This window comes from Hymenobacter translucens, assembly GCF_020685205.1.
In the GTDB taxonomy this organism is placed as follows: Bacteria; Bacteroidota; Bacteroidia; order Cytophagales; family Hymenobacteraceae; genus Hymenobacter; species Hymenobacter translucens.
Window position 1 is genome coordinate 519,174 of record NZ_JAJERB010000002.1, and the last position, 17,095, is coordinate 536,268.

The window sequence follows — 17,095 nt, forward strand, 5'->3', positions numbered from 1 at the left end:
AAGCTTACGTGAATAGAAAAAGGATTAGTATAAGGGTATTATCGGGAGCCGCCCCGCAGCTCCCAGGCTGCATGCACGTGCGGGTTTTTTTCGTCGGCGCTCCGCAGAAACACCAACTCGTCCAGCGTGCCCGTCCGCCACGTTTCAATCATATCCGTGTAGTAAGCCGAGCCCGGGTTGCCGGACTGCCCGCCCGGGAACACCCCGTAGGCTTTCGGCTGGGGCCCCAGGGCCACTACCATCCGCCAGGACGGGCCGTTGCGCTCGGAAATGGCATTCACGATACCCGCTCCGCCGCCCACGTCCAGGTCCAGGCTGCCAAAGCCCTTCAGCTGAGCCAGGTGCAGAATATCGGTGCTTTTCTGGTTGGCCCACCGCCAGTCGGGGCCGAGGGCGCCGAACTTGCGCTGCAGGGAGTCGGTAGCCAGCTGAAACGACTGCAGCACCAGGTCGGGCAGGGTTTCGTGGGCGGGCGTGGTGCGGTTGTCAATCCAGGGCGACGCAGGCTGCTGCAAAACCAGGGTGTTGGTCCGGTCGCGGCCGGGGTAGCGCATCTCCACCCCGGTTTTCGGCCCGAAGTCGTCGTCCCACAGCGCCTTTACCAGGCGGCTGTACCAGAGGTCAAAGATGCTGGGCCCGATGGCACCGGCGTCGTGCACGTAATTCCAGCGCTGCAGCTCGGCGTACGCCTGGCGCTGGGCCTCGTTCAGCTTATCGGCGGGCAGCAAAGCCAGCATGCGGGGCAGCATCAGCCGGGCGTTCAGGTTCAGGTTGTCGTTCTGCAGGTGGCGCAGGCTGTCCGGCGTAGCCTGGGTCATGGAAGCCAGCCGCTCGTTGATGCGGTGCCCCCGCTCGTAGGAGGCGTACGACCACCCCAGATAGTAAGGATAGTCGGGGCCGGCCGAGCTTTGGTTGGCGGAGCTGACAAAGCCCCGGGCCGGGTTTTTTACGTGGGGATTGTGGGCCTGCGGAATCCAGCCCTGCCAGTCGTAGGCCGGGTCGGTGCCGTCGAGGATAAACTTGCCCTGGTTGCGCCACTTCAGCGGGAACCGGCCGTTGGGCCAGAGGGCAATGTCGTTCTGCTGGCTGGCGAAGATGAAGTTCTGCGCCGGGGAGCCGTAAAACTGCAGGGCGGCGGTATAGTCGGCGTAGTTCCGGGCCCGGTTGAGGCGGTAGAACGTCATCATCTCGTTCATGCCGTCGTGGGCCGTCCAGCGCATGGCGTGACGGATGGGCGTCTGGGCCGTGAAAGGCTTCTCGTCGCGGTCGTACACCACCGGGCCGTGGTGGGTGTAGAGCACCGTGTCAACCTTATCGGCCTGGCCCCGGACTTTAATCCGCTCGACTACGCGCCGTACCAGTTTCCAGCGCCCGTCGTGCCAGTATTCCTGCTGACGGGCATCCCGGAACCGGATCTGGTACCAGTCGAGCACGTCGCCGCCCACGTTGGTGACGCCCCAGGCCGCCTGCTCGTTGAACCCGATAATGACCAGCGGCGCTCCGGGAATGGTAACGCCGTACACGTTTACGCCCGGGGCCGACAGCTGCACCTGGTACCAAATGCTGGGCAGGTTGAGCTGCAGGTGAGGGTCGTTGGCCAGAATCGGGTAGCCGGTGGCTGAGCGGGTGCCGCTCACGGCAAAGTTGTTGGAGCCCAGCTCGGGGTCAGCGTCCCGGGCCGGCATTTTGGCCGTCATAGCCGCCCCAAACGATTTGGGCGTAGCCGGCACGGACAGGGGCTTGAAATCGAGCGGGGTGCCGGTGGGCACGATGGGGTCTTCGCGGGTGGGCAGGTCCGGGAACAGGTCTTTCACCACCGCCGGGCCGTACTTGCCCAGGATGTTGGACATGCGCAGGTCGTCGTTGGAGCGCCCGCTCAGGTCGAAGGCCATCAGCTTGAGCAGCAGCGAGCATTTCAGCGGCTGCCAGGGCTCGGGGGCGTAACCCAGCAGCTTGTACTCGAAGGGCAGCGTCTGGGGCGTGAGGGAGTTGATGTAGGCATTCACGCCCGCCGAGTAGGATTCGAGCACTGTCCGGGTGGTCGGGTCGGCCATCATTACCGCTAACGACCTTTTAGCCCCGTACACCATGCCAATGCGGCGAAAGTACCGGTCGGTTTCAAGCCGTTCCCCGCCCACAATCTCCGACAGGCGGCCGGCGGCTACGTGAGTCTGAAACTCCATCTGCCAGAGCCGGTCCCGGGCCGTCAGGTAACCCTGGGCGAAGTACAGGTCCTGGTTGTTCTGGGCGAAGATGTGGGGCACGTGCCGCTCGTCGAAGCGTACCTGCACCGGCTGCTGCAGGCCAGGCAAATCAAGCCGGTGCTGCTCCGGAAACGAGGTGGGCGTTTCGCTGTTGGTCCAGAACCCCCGAAACGGGCTCAGGAATTTGCCCAGCGGGGGCGCCACGCCGAGGCGGGAGTTGAGCGCCCAGGTAAGCGAAACACAGGCAACCAGGGCAAGCAGGGCTTTAATCCAGCGAATCATACGCGACCATAGAATTGGACGGGTAAGGTAGAAAATCTGTTCTGACTTGTAGCCGTTCAGGCAGGGGCATAAAAAAGCCCTCAGCGGCGCGGGGCAGCTGAGGGCTCTAAAAGGTAGTAGTCGGCGGGCAGCCTAGAAGTTCTCCCGCTGGCGCACCAGGCCGGTAATGCCCTTCGTCAGCAACTGCTTGCGCAGCGCCTCGGCGGCTTCCCGGTCGGTAAACTGTCCGACGAGCACCCGGCTGAGCGAGCGGCCACCCGCCGTTTCCTGGGCGATGGTAACGGGCAGCTGCTTGTCGATAGCCTGAATCCTGGCTTGCACGGCCTGGGCATTGCGCGGGTCGCCAAACGTGCCGGCCTGCACAACAAACGTAGGCGCGGGCTCGGGCGTGGTGGGCACCAGCTCTACGGCCGGAATATCGGCTGCCGGTGTGATGACGGCTTCTTCCGTTCCCAGCGAGGCCAGATCGGCAGGAGCATCCGTGGGGCCCAGGGGCGTGGTGTCGGGTACGACCTCGGCAACGACGGAAACGGCGCCCAGGCGCACGATGTCCAGCGGGCGGGCAGCTATTTCGGACAGGTCGAGGATGCGCTGATGGCGGAACGGTCCCCGGTCGGATACCCGCACGACAACTGATTTGCCGTTCTGGGGGTTGGTAACGCGCAGTCTGGTGCCGAAGGGCAGGGTTTTGTGCGCGCAGGTGTACTTCATCCGGTCGAACCGCTCGCCATTGCTGGTGCGGTGGCCCTGGTGTTCGCGGCCGTACCAGGAGGCGCGGCCCCGCAGTACGGTGGCTTTCTTGGCAGTAACAGGGGCTTTGTCGTCGCTATCCGAGCCCAGGGCCCGGGCTGCTCCGGGAGCAGCTGAGAACAGCATAAGAAGCGAGGCCATCAGCAAGCCCGAGAGGTGCAGTCGTGTAATCAACTTCATTCATTCTCTTGGTTGGTGAGTAAGTCAAATCTAGAAGCCTGATCTGAACTACCTCGCAATTGCCAATGCCCTTAGTAATCGAAAATCCTACCTTATTTACCTTTTTAAAGAAAATTTGCACAAAAGTTATCCACAGAAATAGGGAAAAATGGACGTTTGTGTTTCGGAAAGGCGCATTTAGGATTCTTTTGGGACGCCAAGCCGAACTCTAGTTAAATTATACTATCCGCCGGTGAAAAAAATTCGGGCATCACGGCCCACCCATCTTCGGAGCCGGGTTGCATATGTCCCGGTTTTTTAGTAAGGGTGTAAGCAGACGTTGACGTCGGCTTGGCGCACCGGGCCACCGGTTTTGCCGTACTTGCAGCCATGGATTTTGGCCGCCTCTCCGACCTGCGTACGGTCGACTTTTCACTTCCGCCCGACCACCCCGAAACGGCCCGCGTGCTGGCCCGCGCCTCTGCCCTGGCCGGCCCGCCTCAGGTGTACGTAGGCTGCCCGCTCTGGACCAACAAAGCCTGGCTGGGCAACTACTTCCCGGCCGGCATCAAGGATACCGACTATCTGCACTACTACGCCCGGCAGTTTAACTGCATCGAGCTGAATACCACGCACTACCGAATTCCGGATGCGCCCACGGTACGCAAGTGGCGCGATGCCGTGCCGCCGGAGTTCCGCTTTTGCCCCAAGCTGCCCCAGAGCATCAGCCACGAGCGGGAGCTCTACAATGCCGATGAGCTGACGACCACCTTCTGCCGGGCCATCAGTGGCCTCGACGAGCGGCTGGGGATGGCTTTTCTGCAGCTGCCGCCCACGTTCGGGCCCGAGCACCTGCCCCGGTTGGAGCGCTACCTGCTCGACTTTCCCGACTATGTGCCGCTGGCCGTAGAGCTGCGCCACCCGCGCTGGTTTGCCGATGCCGGGCTGCGCGACGCGGTGTTTGCCCTGCTCGAAGCCCTGGGCAAGACGCTCGTGCTCACCGACGTGGCCGGGCGCCGCGACGTGCTGCACCAGCGCCTGACCACGCCCACGGCCTGCATCCGGTTTAACGGCCACGGCCTGATCCGGAGCGACTATCAACGCGCCGATGCCTGGGCCGCCCGCCTTGCCGACTGGCTGGCCGCGGGCCTGCAGTCTGTTTACTTCTTTGTTCATCAGAAGGACATCATGCACAGCCCGGTCTGGACGCAGTATTTTCTGGAAAAGCTCAACGCCCTGACCGGCCTGAGCGTGGCCCCGCCCCGGATAATTGTGCAGCCGATTCAGGGCAGCCTGTTTTAGGCGGGCGGGCTGCGGGGCGGCGCCGACCAGACGGGCAGTTTTACCGTATCTTGGTTTGCGCCCGGTTTTCTGCCCCGGGCCCTGCCTATGAAGCTTTCTACTCTTTTTCGCCTTGCTGTTGCGCTGACCTGCTTTGCTGTCTCCCGGCCTGGTCTGGCTCAGACTGCCGGCCCTGAAACGCATTGTCTGCTTCTGCCCCTGGACCCCGTTGAACGGACCCGGGCTTCTGCCCTGATAGTGGAGGCAGAGGTACTCGATGCCCGCAGCTTCTGGGATGCCGGCCACCGCCGGATCTACACTGCCCACCGCCTGCGCGTGTTCAAGTCATTTAAAGGAGCGCCGGCAGCTACCCTGACCCTTATCACCGAAGGCGGCACTGTGGACCTTGACCGGCACGAGCTGACCAATACGCTGACCCTGCAGCCCGGAGAGCAGGGTGTATTGTTTCTGTACCCCGCGCCGTTTGCCGACCTGGGCCTTTCCGATGCGTGGGCGGCGTACGGCAGTCAGCAGGGCTTTATCCGCTACGATCTTACCCAGGCCAGTGCGGCTGAGCCTTTCCGCCAGTATCCACTGCTTGGTTTAACTTTTTATACTGAGCTGACTGCCGCCACGGGCCAGCCGCTGCGGGAGCTGCAGCCCAATCCAGCTCTGCAGGCTGCCGTGAGCCGCCGCAGCCAGCCCCCGGCCGACCGCCGGGGTGGGCAGGCCCCCATCATTGCCACCGTGGCTCCTGCCACCATCACTGCCGGCACTGATGCCGTGCTGACTATTAACGGCTCTGGGTTTGGTGCCACGCGGGGCAATGGGTTCGTGGAATTCCGCAATGCGGACGACGGCGGCGCCACCTTTATCAGGCCCCAGGATGCCGAGTATGTGAGCTGGACCGATACCCGGATTCAGGTGCGGGTACCCACGCTCAGCACCTCTCGCAACCCGGCAGGCAGCGGCGTAGTGCGGGTGACCAGCAATGAACAGCTCCAGGCTATCAGTCCCGGGCAGATTACCGTGGTTTATGCCATTATCAACGTGCAGGACACCCAGAGCCAGCAGATCGTGCGGCCGGGCCACTTCAATCAGAACGGGATGGGCGGGTATTCCTTCCGGCCCGAGGCCAACCTGACCGCTGCCGCTGCGGCTTCGTTTCAGCGGGCCCTTACTACCTGGCGCTGCCAGACCGGCGTGAACTGGGACCTGGGTGCCGCCCGCTCGGGTCGGGGGCCGGCTGAAGACGACGAAAACGCCCTGGGCTTTGATATGGCCAATGAGCTGCCGGCGCGGGTGCTGGGCCGCACGACCAACTACTACCGGGGCTGCCGCCTGCAGCCCTCGGGAAGAGTGGTGTTCTGGGTCAAGGAAATCGACATGCAGTTTGATGATGCCACGAACTGGCAGTTCGGTCCCGGCCTGCCTGTGGTCGGGCAGTACGACTTCGAAACGGTGGCCGTGCACGAGCTGGGCCACGCCCAGCAGCTCACCCACCTGATTCTGCGCGGGGCTGTGATGCACTTTGCCATCGACGTGCTGCAGGTTACGCGCCAGCTGAATCCGCAGAGCGACGTGGCCGGGGGGCGGTTCCTGCTCCGGAACCGTAGCTTCGTACCTCCCGGCTGCGGACCGGCGCCCATGCTGCCGGCTCCGCTGACCACCGTGAATGCGCGTTCCGTCGCTGGAGCCGGCACCGAGGTAACCTGGACTACCCAGTCGGAATGCTTTGTGCAAAGCTTTGTCGTAGAGCGGGCGCCGGCCACCGATACCACCTCCTGGCAGCAGCTGTCCGTCGTCTCTGCGGGGGCGGCCGGCGGTACTTACCGGTTTGTTGATGCCCAGCCCCCGGGCGGACTGTTGTACTACCGGCTCCGGGTGCGACGACCCGATGGCTCGCTTGACAACGTGGCCCCCCAGGCCGTCACGGCTGCGGGCGGGGTACTAACCCAGCTGCAGGTATTTCCAAACCCGGTTGCCGACGAGAACCTGATGCTGCAGTTCGACGGGGGCATCAAGGCCGGCCAGGTGACAGTCTTCCTCTACGATGCTCTGGGACGGTACCAGCGGGGGATACAACTTGACTACAACAGCGGTATTAACATTCTGACCCTGAACGTGGGCGGGCTCCACGCGGGGTGGCATCTGCTGCGGTGGCGGGATTCGGAAGGAAAAACCGGCTATACCCCCTTTATCAAGGTGGCGCGGTAGAACTCGTTAGCGCGTGAGCAGCATTGCTCCGTAAGAGTAGCCCCCGCCAAACACGGTCACGACGATATGATCCCCCGGCTTGAGCACATCCAGGTTTTCGGCCAGGGCAATGGCGGCGCCCGCACAGCCCGTGTTGCCAAGCCGGTCAATGTTGGAGATGGCGCGGTCGTTGGAAAGCCCCAGGCTTTGCAGCACGTTGTTGGTGATGCGCAGGTTGGCCTGGTGAGGAATCAGGTAAGCCACGTCGTCAACGCCCAGCCCATTCTGGTCCAGGATCTGCCGGGTTACTTTGGCCATGTACTGGCAGGCGTGGGTGAAGACGTCGCGCCCGTGGGGCATTACGATGCCTCGCTCAACCGGCTTAAGCGTAACGGCCGTGCTGGCTTTGCCAACCGTAGCGGCGCCCCCGGTAATGATGTCGACCACGTGCAGGTCCTCGGGAGCTAGGCGCTCCTTGGAAATAAGCAAGGCTGCCGCACCGTCGCCCCAGAGGTGGCCGGCCACGGTGTCGTCCTCGTTGTTGTAGGCCGTATTATGCTCCGAAACCACGACCAGGGCCCGGGTTGCCTTGCCCATGGCAAAGTAGCCCTGCACCACCTCCACTGCATTCAGCAGCGACGAGCAGGCCGACGACACGCTGACCACCGGAATGTCGGACACGCCCACGGCAAGCTGCACGGCATGGGCCACGGTAAAGATGGTATCGTGGGGCGTGTACGTGGCGGCTACAATAAGGTCGATGCGTTCGGCCGGGAAGCCCGGGGCGGAGCTGAGGGCCTGCTCCGTGGCGGCCACCGCCATGGTATTCGTGTTTTCGCCAGCTTCGGCTTTACGCCGTTCCCGGATGCCGGTGCGCTCAATAATCCACTCGTGCGAAAGGCCGTTCAGGCGCGTGAAATGCTCGTTGGTGATGACGTGGGTGGGCAGATACGCCGCGACCTGGTGAATGTACACTGTGGGAGTGGGATGAAGGCGAAAACCTAAGCAAGGTACGCCACGAATAGGTGGGAGGCTTAAGTCGGCCCGTACTTTGCTTCAACGTTCTGCGTTCAAACGCGTACCGGCCGGCCGGGTTTACCCATTATTCTGTAATTCTATGTCTGCACGCATTTCCTTTCCCCGTTTGCTACGGCTGTTGAGTTTAACGGGACTGCTGATAACAGCCTCCCTCGAGGCCCAGGCCCAGAAATACCGCACTGCTATTGGTCTACGACTCGGCGGAAAATCCTACTCGGGTTTAACTGTTCAGCAGCGGATCGGAGAAAAGTCCACCCTGGAGGGCCTGGCCATGTTCAACACCGAGGAAGTCAGTGGGACACTGCTGGCGGAGCGTCACTTCGGCATTTTCGGGCGTAGCCTCAACGTGTACACTGGTGCCGGCGCGCATCTGGGCGCCCATAACAAGACCGGTGCGTTCGGGGGTGTCGATGGCCTGGTGGGCCTTGAGTATAAGGTGGCGATTATCCCCCTGCTGCTCTCGTTCGATTTCAAGCCGACCATTGAAATCAATGCTCCCGAACGAATGCGGTTCCCCACTGCCTTTTCAATCCGCTACGTGCTTATCAAGGAAAAGAAGCGCGGCCTGTTTGGCGGCAGCGACCGGGATACCAAGGCTGACAAAAGAAAAAATCGGGACTAACGCTGGCCGGGTCCAAGGGAATTTGAGCACCAACGTGTAAGTGAAGCCTGGTCGCGTTTCGGCTTTAGTACACCGCCACGACTGCTAAGTCTCTCTTCGTTTCGCTCAACCCTGCTGACGCGAAACGAGGCGGCCCCTGTCCGGGAACCGCCTCGTTCATCTATTGCAAAGCCCACGGGGGGCGGAAGTAGACTATCCCTTGTGCACCCGGCCACTGCCCATCACAGTGGAGTCGATCTGGGGCGGATTGCCCTTTACGTACACGTCGCCGGAGCCCATGATGCTGGCTTTCAACGAGCGGGTGGCGTGCAGGCGGAAATCGCCCGAGCCGCTGATGCTCACGCTGCTGGCTTCCGTTTTCAGCTCACTGGCATCAATGTCGCCGGAGCCGCTGATGCTGGCGTCATGCTTGGGGCTGTTACCGGCCAGGCGGATGTCGCCGGAGCCTGACAGCGACGAATGAACCTCGGCCGCCTGCACCTGAGGCACTACGAGCCGGCCCGAGCCGCTCACGGCCAGCATCAGCTTCTGCGCCTGGCAGGCGGTAATAACCTGCATCCGGCCCGAGCCGCTTACGCTCAGCCCTTCAATGGCCGGCATGGTAACGTACACTGTAACAGGCTTCTGAAAACGCACGTTTTTCAGTCCCGGCTTCGCCCCGATGCGCAGCCGGTTGTTTTTCACCGCCGTTTCCAGCTGAGCCAGGTCAGAGGCCAGGCCTTCAATCTCCACCAGCTGGGTGCTGCCCTGCTTGATTACCACCGCCACCGACCCGGCCAGCGTTACGGATGTGAAAGGCGAAACCTGCCGCACTTCGCGGCCGTCGGACGCGGTAGCCGCTTTAAAGGATGTCAGCGCCAGCGCGGCGAAAAGCAGGGGAAGCAGAAACAGGCGTAGCGTTTTCATACTAGGCGAAATAAAAGGTGAATGATGCGTTCAGCGGGGTAGATGAAGCCGCTACCCGAAGCGTTGCCCGGCACCTGCATTTTTTGCTTTTGCCCCGGGCAGCAGCGGGCCTTAGGCCGGCAGCCTTAGGCCGGCACCCGGTCCCGCTGCAGATAGCCGTGGCCCCAGTTGATGAGCTGCTCAAACATGGGCTGCACGCGGCGACCCAGGTCGGTAAGCTGGTACTCGACTTTGGGTGGCACCTGCTGATACACCAGCCGCTCCACAATGGCGTCGGCCTCCAGCTCCCGCAATTCCTGGATCAGCATCTTCTCAGTCACTTCGGGCATCAGGCGGCGCAGCTCTCCGTAGCGGCGCGGTCCTTCGAGCAGGTAGGAGAGAACCAGCAGCTTCCACTTACCCCCCAGCACGTTAAGCGTGGTGCGTACCGGGCACACGGCCCCGGCGGGTTGCGGTTCGGTGCAGGCTGCCCATTCGGCCTCGGCCTGTTGCTGTTTTGTGAGCTTGTTCATAAAATTTAGTTGTTGATAATCAGTATTACTGTCGGAAAGGTAGGTAGCCTACAAAATAGTAGGTACTTGCGAAAAGTGAAGGTAAGGCGTTTCCTTTGACCCGGCAATGCACCAGGCTATTCGGGCTGGCCGCCGGCCATTACTTTTTGCCTACCCTCTTACCTTCTTTTTATGAGCAAGCACATTGTCGTACTGGGTGCTACCGGCCAAATCGGCTCCCAGCTTATCCATCTTTTGCTGCAGCGCGGCCACCGCGTAACGGCCGTAGCCCGCAGCAGCCAGCGCCTCGATGCCCTGCGGGCGGCCGGGGCCGAATCCCGGGCCGGCGACCTGCAGGACACCGCCTTCCTGACCGATGCCCTGCGCGGGGCTGATGCCGCCTTCCTGATGCTGCCGCCCCACGTGACGGCCCCCGACAACCTGGCTCATCAGGCGGCGGTAGGTGAAAGCGTTGCCGCTGCCGTCCGGGCAGCGGAGCTGCGCTACGCGGTAAACCTGAGCAGCATCGGTGCCGAGCTGGAAGCCGGAACGGGCCCGATTGTGGGCGTGCACCGGCAGGAGCAGCGCCTCAACGCCATCGATGGCCTGAATGTGGTGCACCTGCGCCCGGCTTATTTTATGGAAAACCTGCTGAGCAGCATCGGCCTGATTCAGGGCATGGGCATCAATGGCTCCGCGACCCGCCCTGACGTAGCGTTTCCTATGATTGCTACCCAAGATATTGCCGCCCGCGCCGCTCAGCTGCTCGACGCCGGAGTGCCGACGGGTAAGTCGGTGCAGCTGCTGCTCGGGCCCCGCGACTACACCAACGCCGAAGCCACGGCTATCTTCGGGCGGGCTATTGGCCGGCCGGAGCTGCCGTACGTGCAGTTTCCTTATGAGCAGGCTAAGCAGGGCATGATGGGCGCGGGCTTGTCGGAGTCGATGGCCGACCTCTACATTGAGATGACCCGGGGCATCAACGAGGAAAACTTCATGCTGCATGAGGTGCGCACGGCTGAAAACACCACGCCGACCACGCTGGAGCAGTTTGCCGAGCAGGTGTTTGCCCCGGCTTTCCGGAAAGCAGCCCAGCCGGTAGCTTCGTAAGCCCGGGTGAGGTTAGTGCGCAGCGCCTTTCAGCCGTGGGGTTGGAAGGCGCTGTTTTTTTACCAGCTTTGAGGGTTTTCAACCCCCGCCAGCCATGCACCCGCACGAAGAACTGCTGCACCGCTTCTACCAGAGCTTCCAGCGCCGCGACCACGCCGGCATGGCCGCCTGCTACCATCCCCGGGCCAGCTTCCGCGACGGCGCTTTTCAGCTGCAGGGCGCGGCAGAAGTGGGGGCCATGTGGCGGATGCTGTGCGAGCGGGGCAAGGACCTGGCCCTCACCTACGACCACCTGCGCGCCGACGACAGCCATGGACAGGCGGTATGGGACGCCCGCTACACCTTTTCCCAGACCGGCCGGCGGGTACACAACCACATTCAGGCTCGCTTCACCTTTCAGGACGGCAAAATCCTGACGCACCACGACGAGTTCAGCTTCTGGCGCTGGTCGAGGCAGGCCCTGGGACCGGTGGGCTGGCTGCTGGGCTGGACCCCGCTGCTGCAAAAGAAAGTGCAGGCCGGCGCCCGGCAAAGCCTCACGGCGTTTATGGCCCAGCGGGGAATCACGAGCTGACCGAAAACCGGAATGAAGCAACGTATAAAAGCCCTTCCGTCAACTCACGGAAGGGCTTTTTGATAATAAGGTTCAGGCTGATTGCTAACGGTAGCGGCACTCCTGGCCAGCAACTTTACCAGATCGTGACCCGGGCCGAGTCGGGGCGGTAGAGAGCCTGGCCGGGCTGCACGTTGAAGGCTTCGTAAAAGGCGGGCACGTCGGCCAGGGGGCCGTTCACGCGGTACTTGGCCGGGGAGTGCACGTCGGTAAGGATGCGCTGGGCCAGCACTTCGTCGCGCTGGTGGCTCTGCCAGCCCAGGGCGTAGCCCAGGAAGTAACGCTGCGTGGGCGTGAGTCCTCCGATTTTCTCGCCTTTCTTGTACTGCTCGGTTTTCTTGAAAGCATCGAAGGCAATGACGATGCCGCCCAGGTCAGCAATGTTTTCGCCCGCCGTAGCCTTGCCGTTGATGTGCAGGGAGTCGAGCACCTGGTAGCCGTTGAACTGCCGCACGATGCCGTTCACGCGCTGCTGGAAGGCGGCCCGGTCTTTCTTGCTCCACCAGTTGCGCAGGTTGCCGTTCTCGTCGTACTGGCTGCCTTCGTCGTCGAAGCCGTGGGTGAGCTCGTGGCCGATGGTGGACGCCCCGCCGTAGCCGTACACCACCGCGTCGTCGGCATCCTCGTCGCGCAGGCCGGGAATGGCGAAGATGGCCGCCGGCAACACGATTTCGTTGTTCGACGGGTTGTAGTAGGCGTTGTAGGTCTGGGGCGTCATGTCCCACTCGGTGCGGTCCACCGGCCGGCCCAGCTTGCTGATGTTGTAGCGGTACAGCCACTCGTTGGCGCGCATCACGTTCTGGGCGTAGGAGCTCCGGTCGATGGTGAGGGCCGAGTAGTCGCGCCACTTGTTGGGGTAGCCTACTTTCGGGGTGATTTTGTTGAGCTTAACCAGAGCTTTCTGCTTGGTGGAGTCACTCATCCAGCTCAGGGCCTGGATATGCTCCCGAAACGAGGCCATGACGTTCTTCACCATCTGCTCGTACCGCTCCTTGGCGGCGGGCTTGAAGTACTCTTTCACGAACAGCTGCCCCAGCATTTCGCCCATGGCCATTTCTTCGTTGTCGAGCACCCGCTTCCAGCGGGCCCGCTGCTCTTTCTGGCCCTGCAGAATAGTGCCGTAAAACCGGAAATGCTCGTCGTCGAGGCCTTTGCTGAGCACGGAGGAGTATTCGCGCAGCAGCTGCCACTGCAGGTAGGCTTTCCAGTCGTCGATGGGAGCGGTTTTCAACAGCCGGCCGGCCGTCTGGTAAAACTCCGGCTGACCCACGATGGCGGTATCCGCTTTAGCCAGTGCCATCTGGCTGAGCCAGGGCTTCCAGCTGAGGCCGGGCGTAAGCTTGTCCAGCTCCGCTACTGACATCTTATGGTAGTTGGCGTAGGGGTCGCGCAGGTCTTCCAGCTTCCGCGACGAGCGGGCCAGCTCGGTTTCCAGCTTGAGCACACGGGCGCTGCCGGCGGCGGCCTGCTCGGGCGTCTGGCCGGCCAGCTTCAGCATGTTGGCGACGTGTACCCCGTACTCCTTGCGGATGTTGCTGGTGCGGGCATCCTTGTTGAAGTAGTAGTCCCGGTTGGGTAAGCCCAACCCGCCCTGCCACATCATAAGGGCCATATTTTCGCTGTTTTTCGGGTCCTGTGTCACATAAGAGCCAAACAGCACGTTCACGCCCAGGGGCTTGAGCCGGGCAATTTCAGCCTGCACGTCGGCCGCGGTGCGCATGGCCGCAATGCGGTCCAGCTCCGGCTTCAGCGGGGCGATACCCTGCTTTTCGATGGCGGCCGAATCCATGCCGGCGGCCCAGAAGTCACCGATTTTCTGCTGGTTGGTGCCAGCAGCGGCGTTGGCTTTGGCGGCTTCCTCGTTGATGGTGCGCAGGCGGGCGTAGATTTCGTTCTGCACTTCCTTGCCGATGCCCCAGGAGCTTTCGGAAGCCGGAATCGGGTGCTTTTTCAGCCAGCCGCCGTTGGCGTAGGTGAAGAAGTCGTCACCGGGGCGGACGGTGGTATCGAGACTGGCCTGAAGCACGTCGGGGGAGCCGCTGCCGGCTTTGCCGCCGGGCTGACAGGCCCCGAAGGCCAGGGTGGCGGCCGGAGCAGAAGCCAGCAGCAGCCGGCGCAAGGAGTAGGGAAAGCGCATAGGAACAGGGAAAGGATGAGCGCAGCTAAACTATGGGAATTAAGCCAACCGCAAGCCGGTACACGGGCCGCACGCTACCTTGCAACGGCCCGGCCGCCGGCTAAAGAGTAAGGCGCCGGGTTCGGGGCTGCATTCGCCCCGCCTTTTTCACGTTTCGCTATGTCGACCCAACTGCTGCTACTGCTCAACTTTGCCCTGGCCGCCTACCTGACCGGGGTAATCTGGACCGTACAGCTCGTGCACTACCCCGGCTTTGCGCAGGCAGCCCGCGAAACCTTTCCGGCGTTTCATGCCCAGCACGCCCGCCGCGTCAGCTGGGTGGTGATGGGGCCGATGGTGCTGGAGCTGCTGCTGGCCTTGTGGCTGGCCTGGCAGGAGCGGGCCCAGGGGCAGCTGGTTTGGTGGGCATTGGGCCTGGTGGGGCTGATCTGGGCGGCAACGTTCTTTATTTCCGTGCCCTTTCACAACCGGCTCGCCCAAGGCTACGACTACATTGCCATCGATGGGCTGGTGCGCACCAACTGGGTCCGGACCCTGGCCTGGACTGCCCGAACCGGGCTGCTGGGCTGGCTGTGCGTTTAGCCGGATGTAAACAAAGCTGCTGCTAAAGGAGTGCGCTATTTTCGTCGCCGGGCCGTAAAACAGTCCGCATACACCTTCAACCCTGCTGCGCCGCTTCATGCTTCCCTCTGCCGACGACTTTCTACCCGAGCTTCAGTTTCAGACCAGCCGCAGCAGCGGGCCGGGCGGGCAGAACGTAAACAAGGTGGAGTCGCGCGTAGAGCTGCGGTTTTCGGTGCCGAACTCCCAGCTGCTGACCGAGGAGCAAAAGCAGGTGCTGCTGGAAAAGCTGGCTTCCCGCCTGACGACTGAGAATGAGCTGCTGGTCGTGGCCCAGGAAGACCGCAGCCAGCTGCGCAACCGCGAAATCGTGCTGCGCAAGTTCCACGACCTATTGCTCAAGGCCCTGCACAAGCCCAAGGCCCGCAAAGCCACCCGCCCCAGCAAAGGCGCCGTGCGCAAGCGGCTGGAGTCGAAGAAAAAGCAGGGCGAGAAAAAGGCCAACCGCGGCCGGCTTGATTTCTGATTTCGCCCGGGCTAGTTCAGGTCCAGCCCAAACAGCACCCCGAACCACGGCTTGCGCTGGTAAAGCCAGTGGCGTCCGTCGGGGCCCAGCAGCTGGTCGGCGCCCACGGCCAGGCCCAGGTTGAAGATGCGGGCGTCGTAAATAGCCGCCACCCCGGCATGCGCCACAAAGCCCTCGTACTCGGCCACCCGGCTCCGCTGATTGGTGACGTCGGGGTTGACGATGGTGGAGCCCAGGCCGGTAAATATGCCGTAGCCGAACCCGACGCTGCGCACCTGCGGCTGTTGCCGGCCGTTGAGGTGCAGGCGGCTGTTGACGTGGTAGAAGTCGAGCCGACGGCCGTAGTAGAGCGCCGCGTTGAAGTTGGTATTCAGCTGTAGCGGCACCGGACCCCGGGGCAGCCTTGCTTTAAACGGAATCGTAAAGACATCCAGGTCGAACTTGCGGTCGACAAGAATGACGTACCGGCCCGGCTTGATCGGGTAGCTGAAGCGACGGACCACGGTATCCTGCTTTGGCTGGGAAAGAAACCGCAGCGAGTCGATGGTCTGCTCTACGTAAAACGCCCGGTCTTTCCCCGCCTTTGCCAGCAACGCCGGGTCATTGGTCTTAAACAGCTGGTAGTCGCCCGTCTCCAGGCCGGACAGCCGGCCCACCGCCGCGCAGCCCGACAGCAGGATGCTCGTCAGAAAGCCCACCGCCAGCCGGAAGCACAGGAAACGATTCATCTTCTTAGAGCAGCGTCCCGCTCAGAAACAGCACCGCAAACGAGAAGTAGATGACCAGCCCCGTCACGTCGACCAGCGTAGCCACGAAGGGGGCCGACGAGGTGGCCGGGTCGGCACCCAGGCGCTTGAGCAGCAGCGGCAGCATGGAGCCGCAGAGGGAGCCCCACAGCACGATACCCACCAGCGAGAAGCCCACCGTGAAGCCGATCCGCCAGTAATGCACGCCGTACTCGTCGGGGTAGATGCGGGACCACAGCAGAATGCGCAGCAGCCCGACGATGCCCAGAATGGTACCCAGCATCAGGCCGGTTGCCAATTCCCGGCGCATCACCCGCCACCACTCGCTCAAACTCAGTTCGCCCAGGCTCATGGCCCGGATGATAAGGGAGGTGGCCTGCGAGCCGGCGTTGCCGCCGGCGCTGATGATAAGCGGGATGAACATGGCCAGCACCACGGCTTTGGCAATCTCCTCCTCGAAGAAGCCCATGGCCGTGGCCGTGAACATCTCTCCGATAAGCAGAATTACCAGCCAGCCGGCCCGCTTGCGCACCATCCCAATCAGCGGAATGCTCAGGTACGGCTCGTCGAGGGCCTGGGAGCCGCCCAGCTTCTGGATGTCCTCGGTATCCTCTTCCTCCCGGATGTCCAGGATGTCGTCGATGGTCACGATGCCAAACAGTACGCCCTCGTCGTTGACTACCGGCAGCGCTACCCGGTCGTTGCGGCGAAACACCTCAATGGCTTCTTCCTGGTCCTGCATGGCCCGCAGGTGCACGAAGCGACGGTCCATCAGCTCACTGACGTGCTTGTCGGGCTCGGCCAGCAGAAACTCCCGGATGCGGATGTCATCAATCAGAATGCCCCGCTCGTCGGTCACGTACAGTACGCTCAGCGTTTCGGAGTGCCCACCGTGCACCCGGATGTAGTCGAGGACCTGCCGCACCGTCCACGATTCGCGGATGGCAATGTAGTCGGGCGTCATCAGGCGGCCCACGCTGTACTCGGGATAGCCCAGCAGCTCCAGCGTCACCTTGCGCTCGGGCTCCGACAAGGTCTGAATCAGCTCCTTGACGAAGTCGTCGGGCAGAAACTCCAGCAGGGCCGTCCGGTCATCGGGCGACATCTCGTTCAGGATGTCGGTGATTTTGTCCTGGGTGAGGTTGTTCAGAAAGTGCTTCTGAATCTCCAGGTCCAGGTACTCAAACACCTGGGTGGCGAGCTGCAGGGGCAGCAGGCGAAAGATGATCAGCTGCTCGCGCTCCTCCTCGGCCTCGATCAGCTCCACCAGCTCGGCGGGCTCGAAGCCCTTGAGCACCTGTTTCAGCTTAAAAAACTCGCCCTCCTGAATCAGGGACGTGATGGTTTCCACGGGCTGCTGCTGGATCATCGGTTGAGGGCGGTTGTGCTTCGCTAGGCGACTGGTTGAGGTAGGAAATCGGCGGGCAAAAGTAGGTCGAATTTGTGGCCCCGCCACACCCCAGGCCGAAGTTT

Annotated in this window: 15 protein-coding genes; 7 read left to right on the plus strand and 8 right to left on the minus strand. The window is 62.5% G+C overall.

What is annotated here, in order from left to right; genetic code table 11:
• Positions 1–38 precede the first annotated feature (38 nt).
• Together LJY25_RS05935 and LJY25_RS05940 are read right to left on the minus strand one after the other, a co-directional pair.
• Positions 39–2,486: a penicillin acylase family protein gene (locus LJY25_RS05935; protein WP_227607320.1), complete on the minus strand. Its 2,448-nt coding sequence runs from the start codon at positions 2,484–2,486 to the stop codon at positions 39–41.
• Between the two features lie 132 nt (positions 2,487–2,618).
• Complete coding sequence (locus tag LJY25_RS05940; protein ID WP_227607321.1) at positions 2,619–3,416, minus strand: septal ring lytic transglycosylase RlpA family protein; 798 nt, start codon at positions 3,414–3,416, stop codon at positions 2,619–2,621.
• A gap of 369 nt (positions 3,417–3,785) precedes the next feature.
• On the opposite strand from LJY25_RS05940, the gene LJY25_RS05945 reads away from it, so the two are divergent.
• Both LJY25_RS05945 and LJY25_RS05950 read left to right on the plus strand, forming a co-directional pair.
• Positions 3,786–4,697 carry a DUF72 domain-containing protein gene (locus LJY25_RS05945; RefSeq protein ID WP_227607322.1) on the plus strand — a complete coding sequence of 304 codons (912 nt, stop codon included), beginning with the start codon at positions 3,786–3,788 and terminating at the stop codon, positions 4,695–4,697.
• An 87-nt stretch (positions 4,698–4,784) separates the two neighbouring features.
• Positions 4,785–6,893 (plus strand): matrixin family metalloprotease, encoded by a 2,109-nt coding sequence (locus tag LJY25_RS05950; protein WP_227607323.1) that lies wholly within the window; start codon positions 4,785–4,787, stop codon positions 6,891–6,893.
• A 6-nt stretch (positions 6,894–6,899) separates the two neighbouring features.
• Here the strand turns inward: LJY25_RS05950 and LJY25_RS05955 are convergent, their stop codons facing one another.
• Complete coding sequence (locus LJY25_RS05955) at positions 6,900–7,847, minus strand: 3-oxoacyl-ACP synthase III family protein (RefSeq protein WP_227607324.1); 948 nt, start codon at positions 7,845–7,847, stop codon at positions 6,900–6,902.
• A gap of 142 nt (positions 7,848–7,989) precedes the next feature.
• Between LJY25_RS05955 and LJY25_RS05960 the strand changes: the two genes are divergently transcribed.
• Positions 7,990–8,532 (plus strand): hypothetical protein, encoded by a 543-nt coding sequence (locus LJY25_RS05960; RefSeq protein ID WP_227607325.1) that lies wholly within the window; start codon positions 7,990–7,992, stop codon positions 8,530–8,532.
• Between the two features lie 192 nt (positions 8,533–8,724).
• Here LJY25_RS05960 and LJY25_RS05965 read toward each other — a convergent pair whose 3' ends face one another.
• Together LJY25_RS05965 and LJY25_RS05970 are read right to left on the minus strand one after the other, a co-directional pair.
• Positions 8,725–9,438 carry a head GIN domain-containing protein gene (locus LJY25_RS05965; RefSeq protein WP_227607326.1) on the minus strand — a complete coding sequence of 238 codons (714 nt, stop codon included), beginning with the start codon at positions 9,436–9,438 and terminating at the stop codon, positions 8,725–8,727.
• Positions 9,439–9,563: 125 nt separating this feature from the next.
• On the minus strand, positions 9,564–9,950 hold the full coding sequence (locus LJY25_RS05970) for a winged helix-turn-helix transcriptional regulator (RefSeq protein WP_227607327.1): 387 nt from the start codon (positions 9,948–9,950) through the stop codon (positions 9,564–9,566).
• A 171-nt stretch (positions 9,951–10,121) separates the two neighbouring features.
• Between LJY25_RS05970 and LJY25_RS05975 the strand changes: the two genes are divergently transcribed.
• Both LJY25_RS05975 and LJY25_RS05980 read left to right on the plus strand, forming a co-directional pair.
• A complete protein-coding gene (locus tag LJY25_RS05975; protein WP_227607328.1) occupies positions 10,122–11,039 on the plus strand; it encodes an NmrA family NAD(P)-binding protein in 918 nt (305 codons plus the stop codon).
• Positions 11,040–11,133: 94 nt separating this feature from the next.
• Positions 11,134–11,613, plus strand: a complete 480-nt coding sequence (locus LJY25_RS05980) for a nuclear transport factor 2 family protein (RefSeq protein ID WP_227607329.1) — start codon at positions 11,134–11,136, stop codon at positions 11,611–11,613.
• Between the two features lie 115 nt (positions 11,614–11,728).
• Here the strand turns inward: LJY25_RS05980 and LJY25_RS05985 are convergent, their stop codons facing one another.
• Positions 11,729–13,789: a M13 family metallopeptidase gene (locus LJY25_RS05985; protein WP_227607330.1), complete on the minus strand. Its 2,061-nt coding sequence runs from the start codon at positions 13,787–13,789 to the stop codon at positions 11,729–11,731.
• 159 nt (positions 13,790–13,948) lie between these two features.
• Between LJY25_RS05985 and LJY25_RS05990 the strand changes: the two genes are divergently transcribed.
• The gene (locus tag LJY25_RS05990; RefSeq protein ID WP_227607331.1) at positions 13,949–14,371 is read left to right on the plus strand and encodes a hypothetical protein; all 423 of its coding nucleotides are present in this window, start codon (positions 13,949–13,951) and stop codon (positions 14,369–14,371) included.
• A 97-nt stretch (positions 14,372–14,468) separates the two neighbouring features.
• Complete coding sequence (arfB, locus tag LJY25_RS05995) at positions 14,469–14,876, plus strand: alternative ribosome rescue aminoacyl-tRNA hydrolase ArfB (RefSeq protein WP_227607332.1); 408 nt, start codon at positions 14,469–14,471, stop codon at positions 14,874–14,876.
• An 11-nt stretch (positions 14,877–14,887) separates the two neighbouring features.
• Here arfB and LJY25_RS06000 read toward each other — a convergent pair whose 3' ends face one another.
• Both LJY25_RS06000 and mgtE read right to left on the minus strand, forming a co-directional pair.
• Positions 14,888–15,604: a hypothetical protein gene (locus LJY25_RS06000; protein WP_227607333.1), complete on the minus strand. Its 717-nt coding sequence runs from the start codon at positions 15,602–15,604 to the stop codon at positions 14,888–14,890.
• A 4-nt stretch (positions 15,605–15,608) separates the two neighbouring features.
• A complete protein-coding gene (gene mgtE / locus LJY25_RS06005; protein WP_227607334.1) occupies positions 15,609–16,991 on the minus strand; it encodes a magnesium transporter in 1,383 nt (460 codons plus the stop codon).
• Between the last annotated feature and the right edge of the window lie 104 nt (positions 16,992–17,095).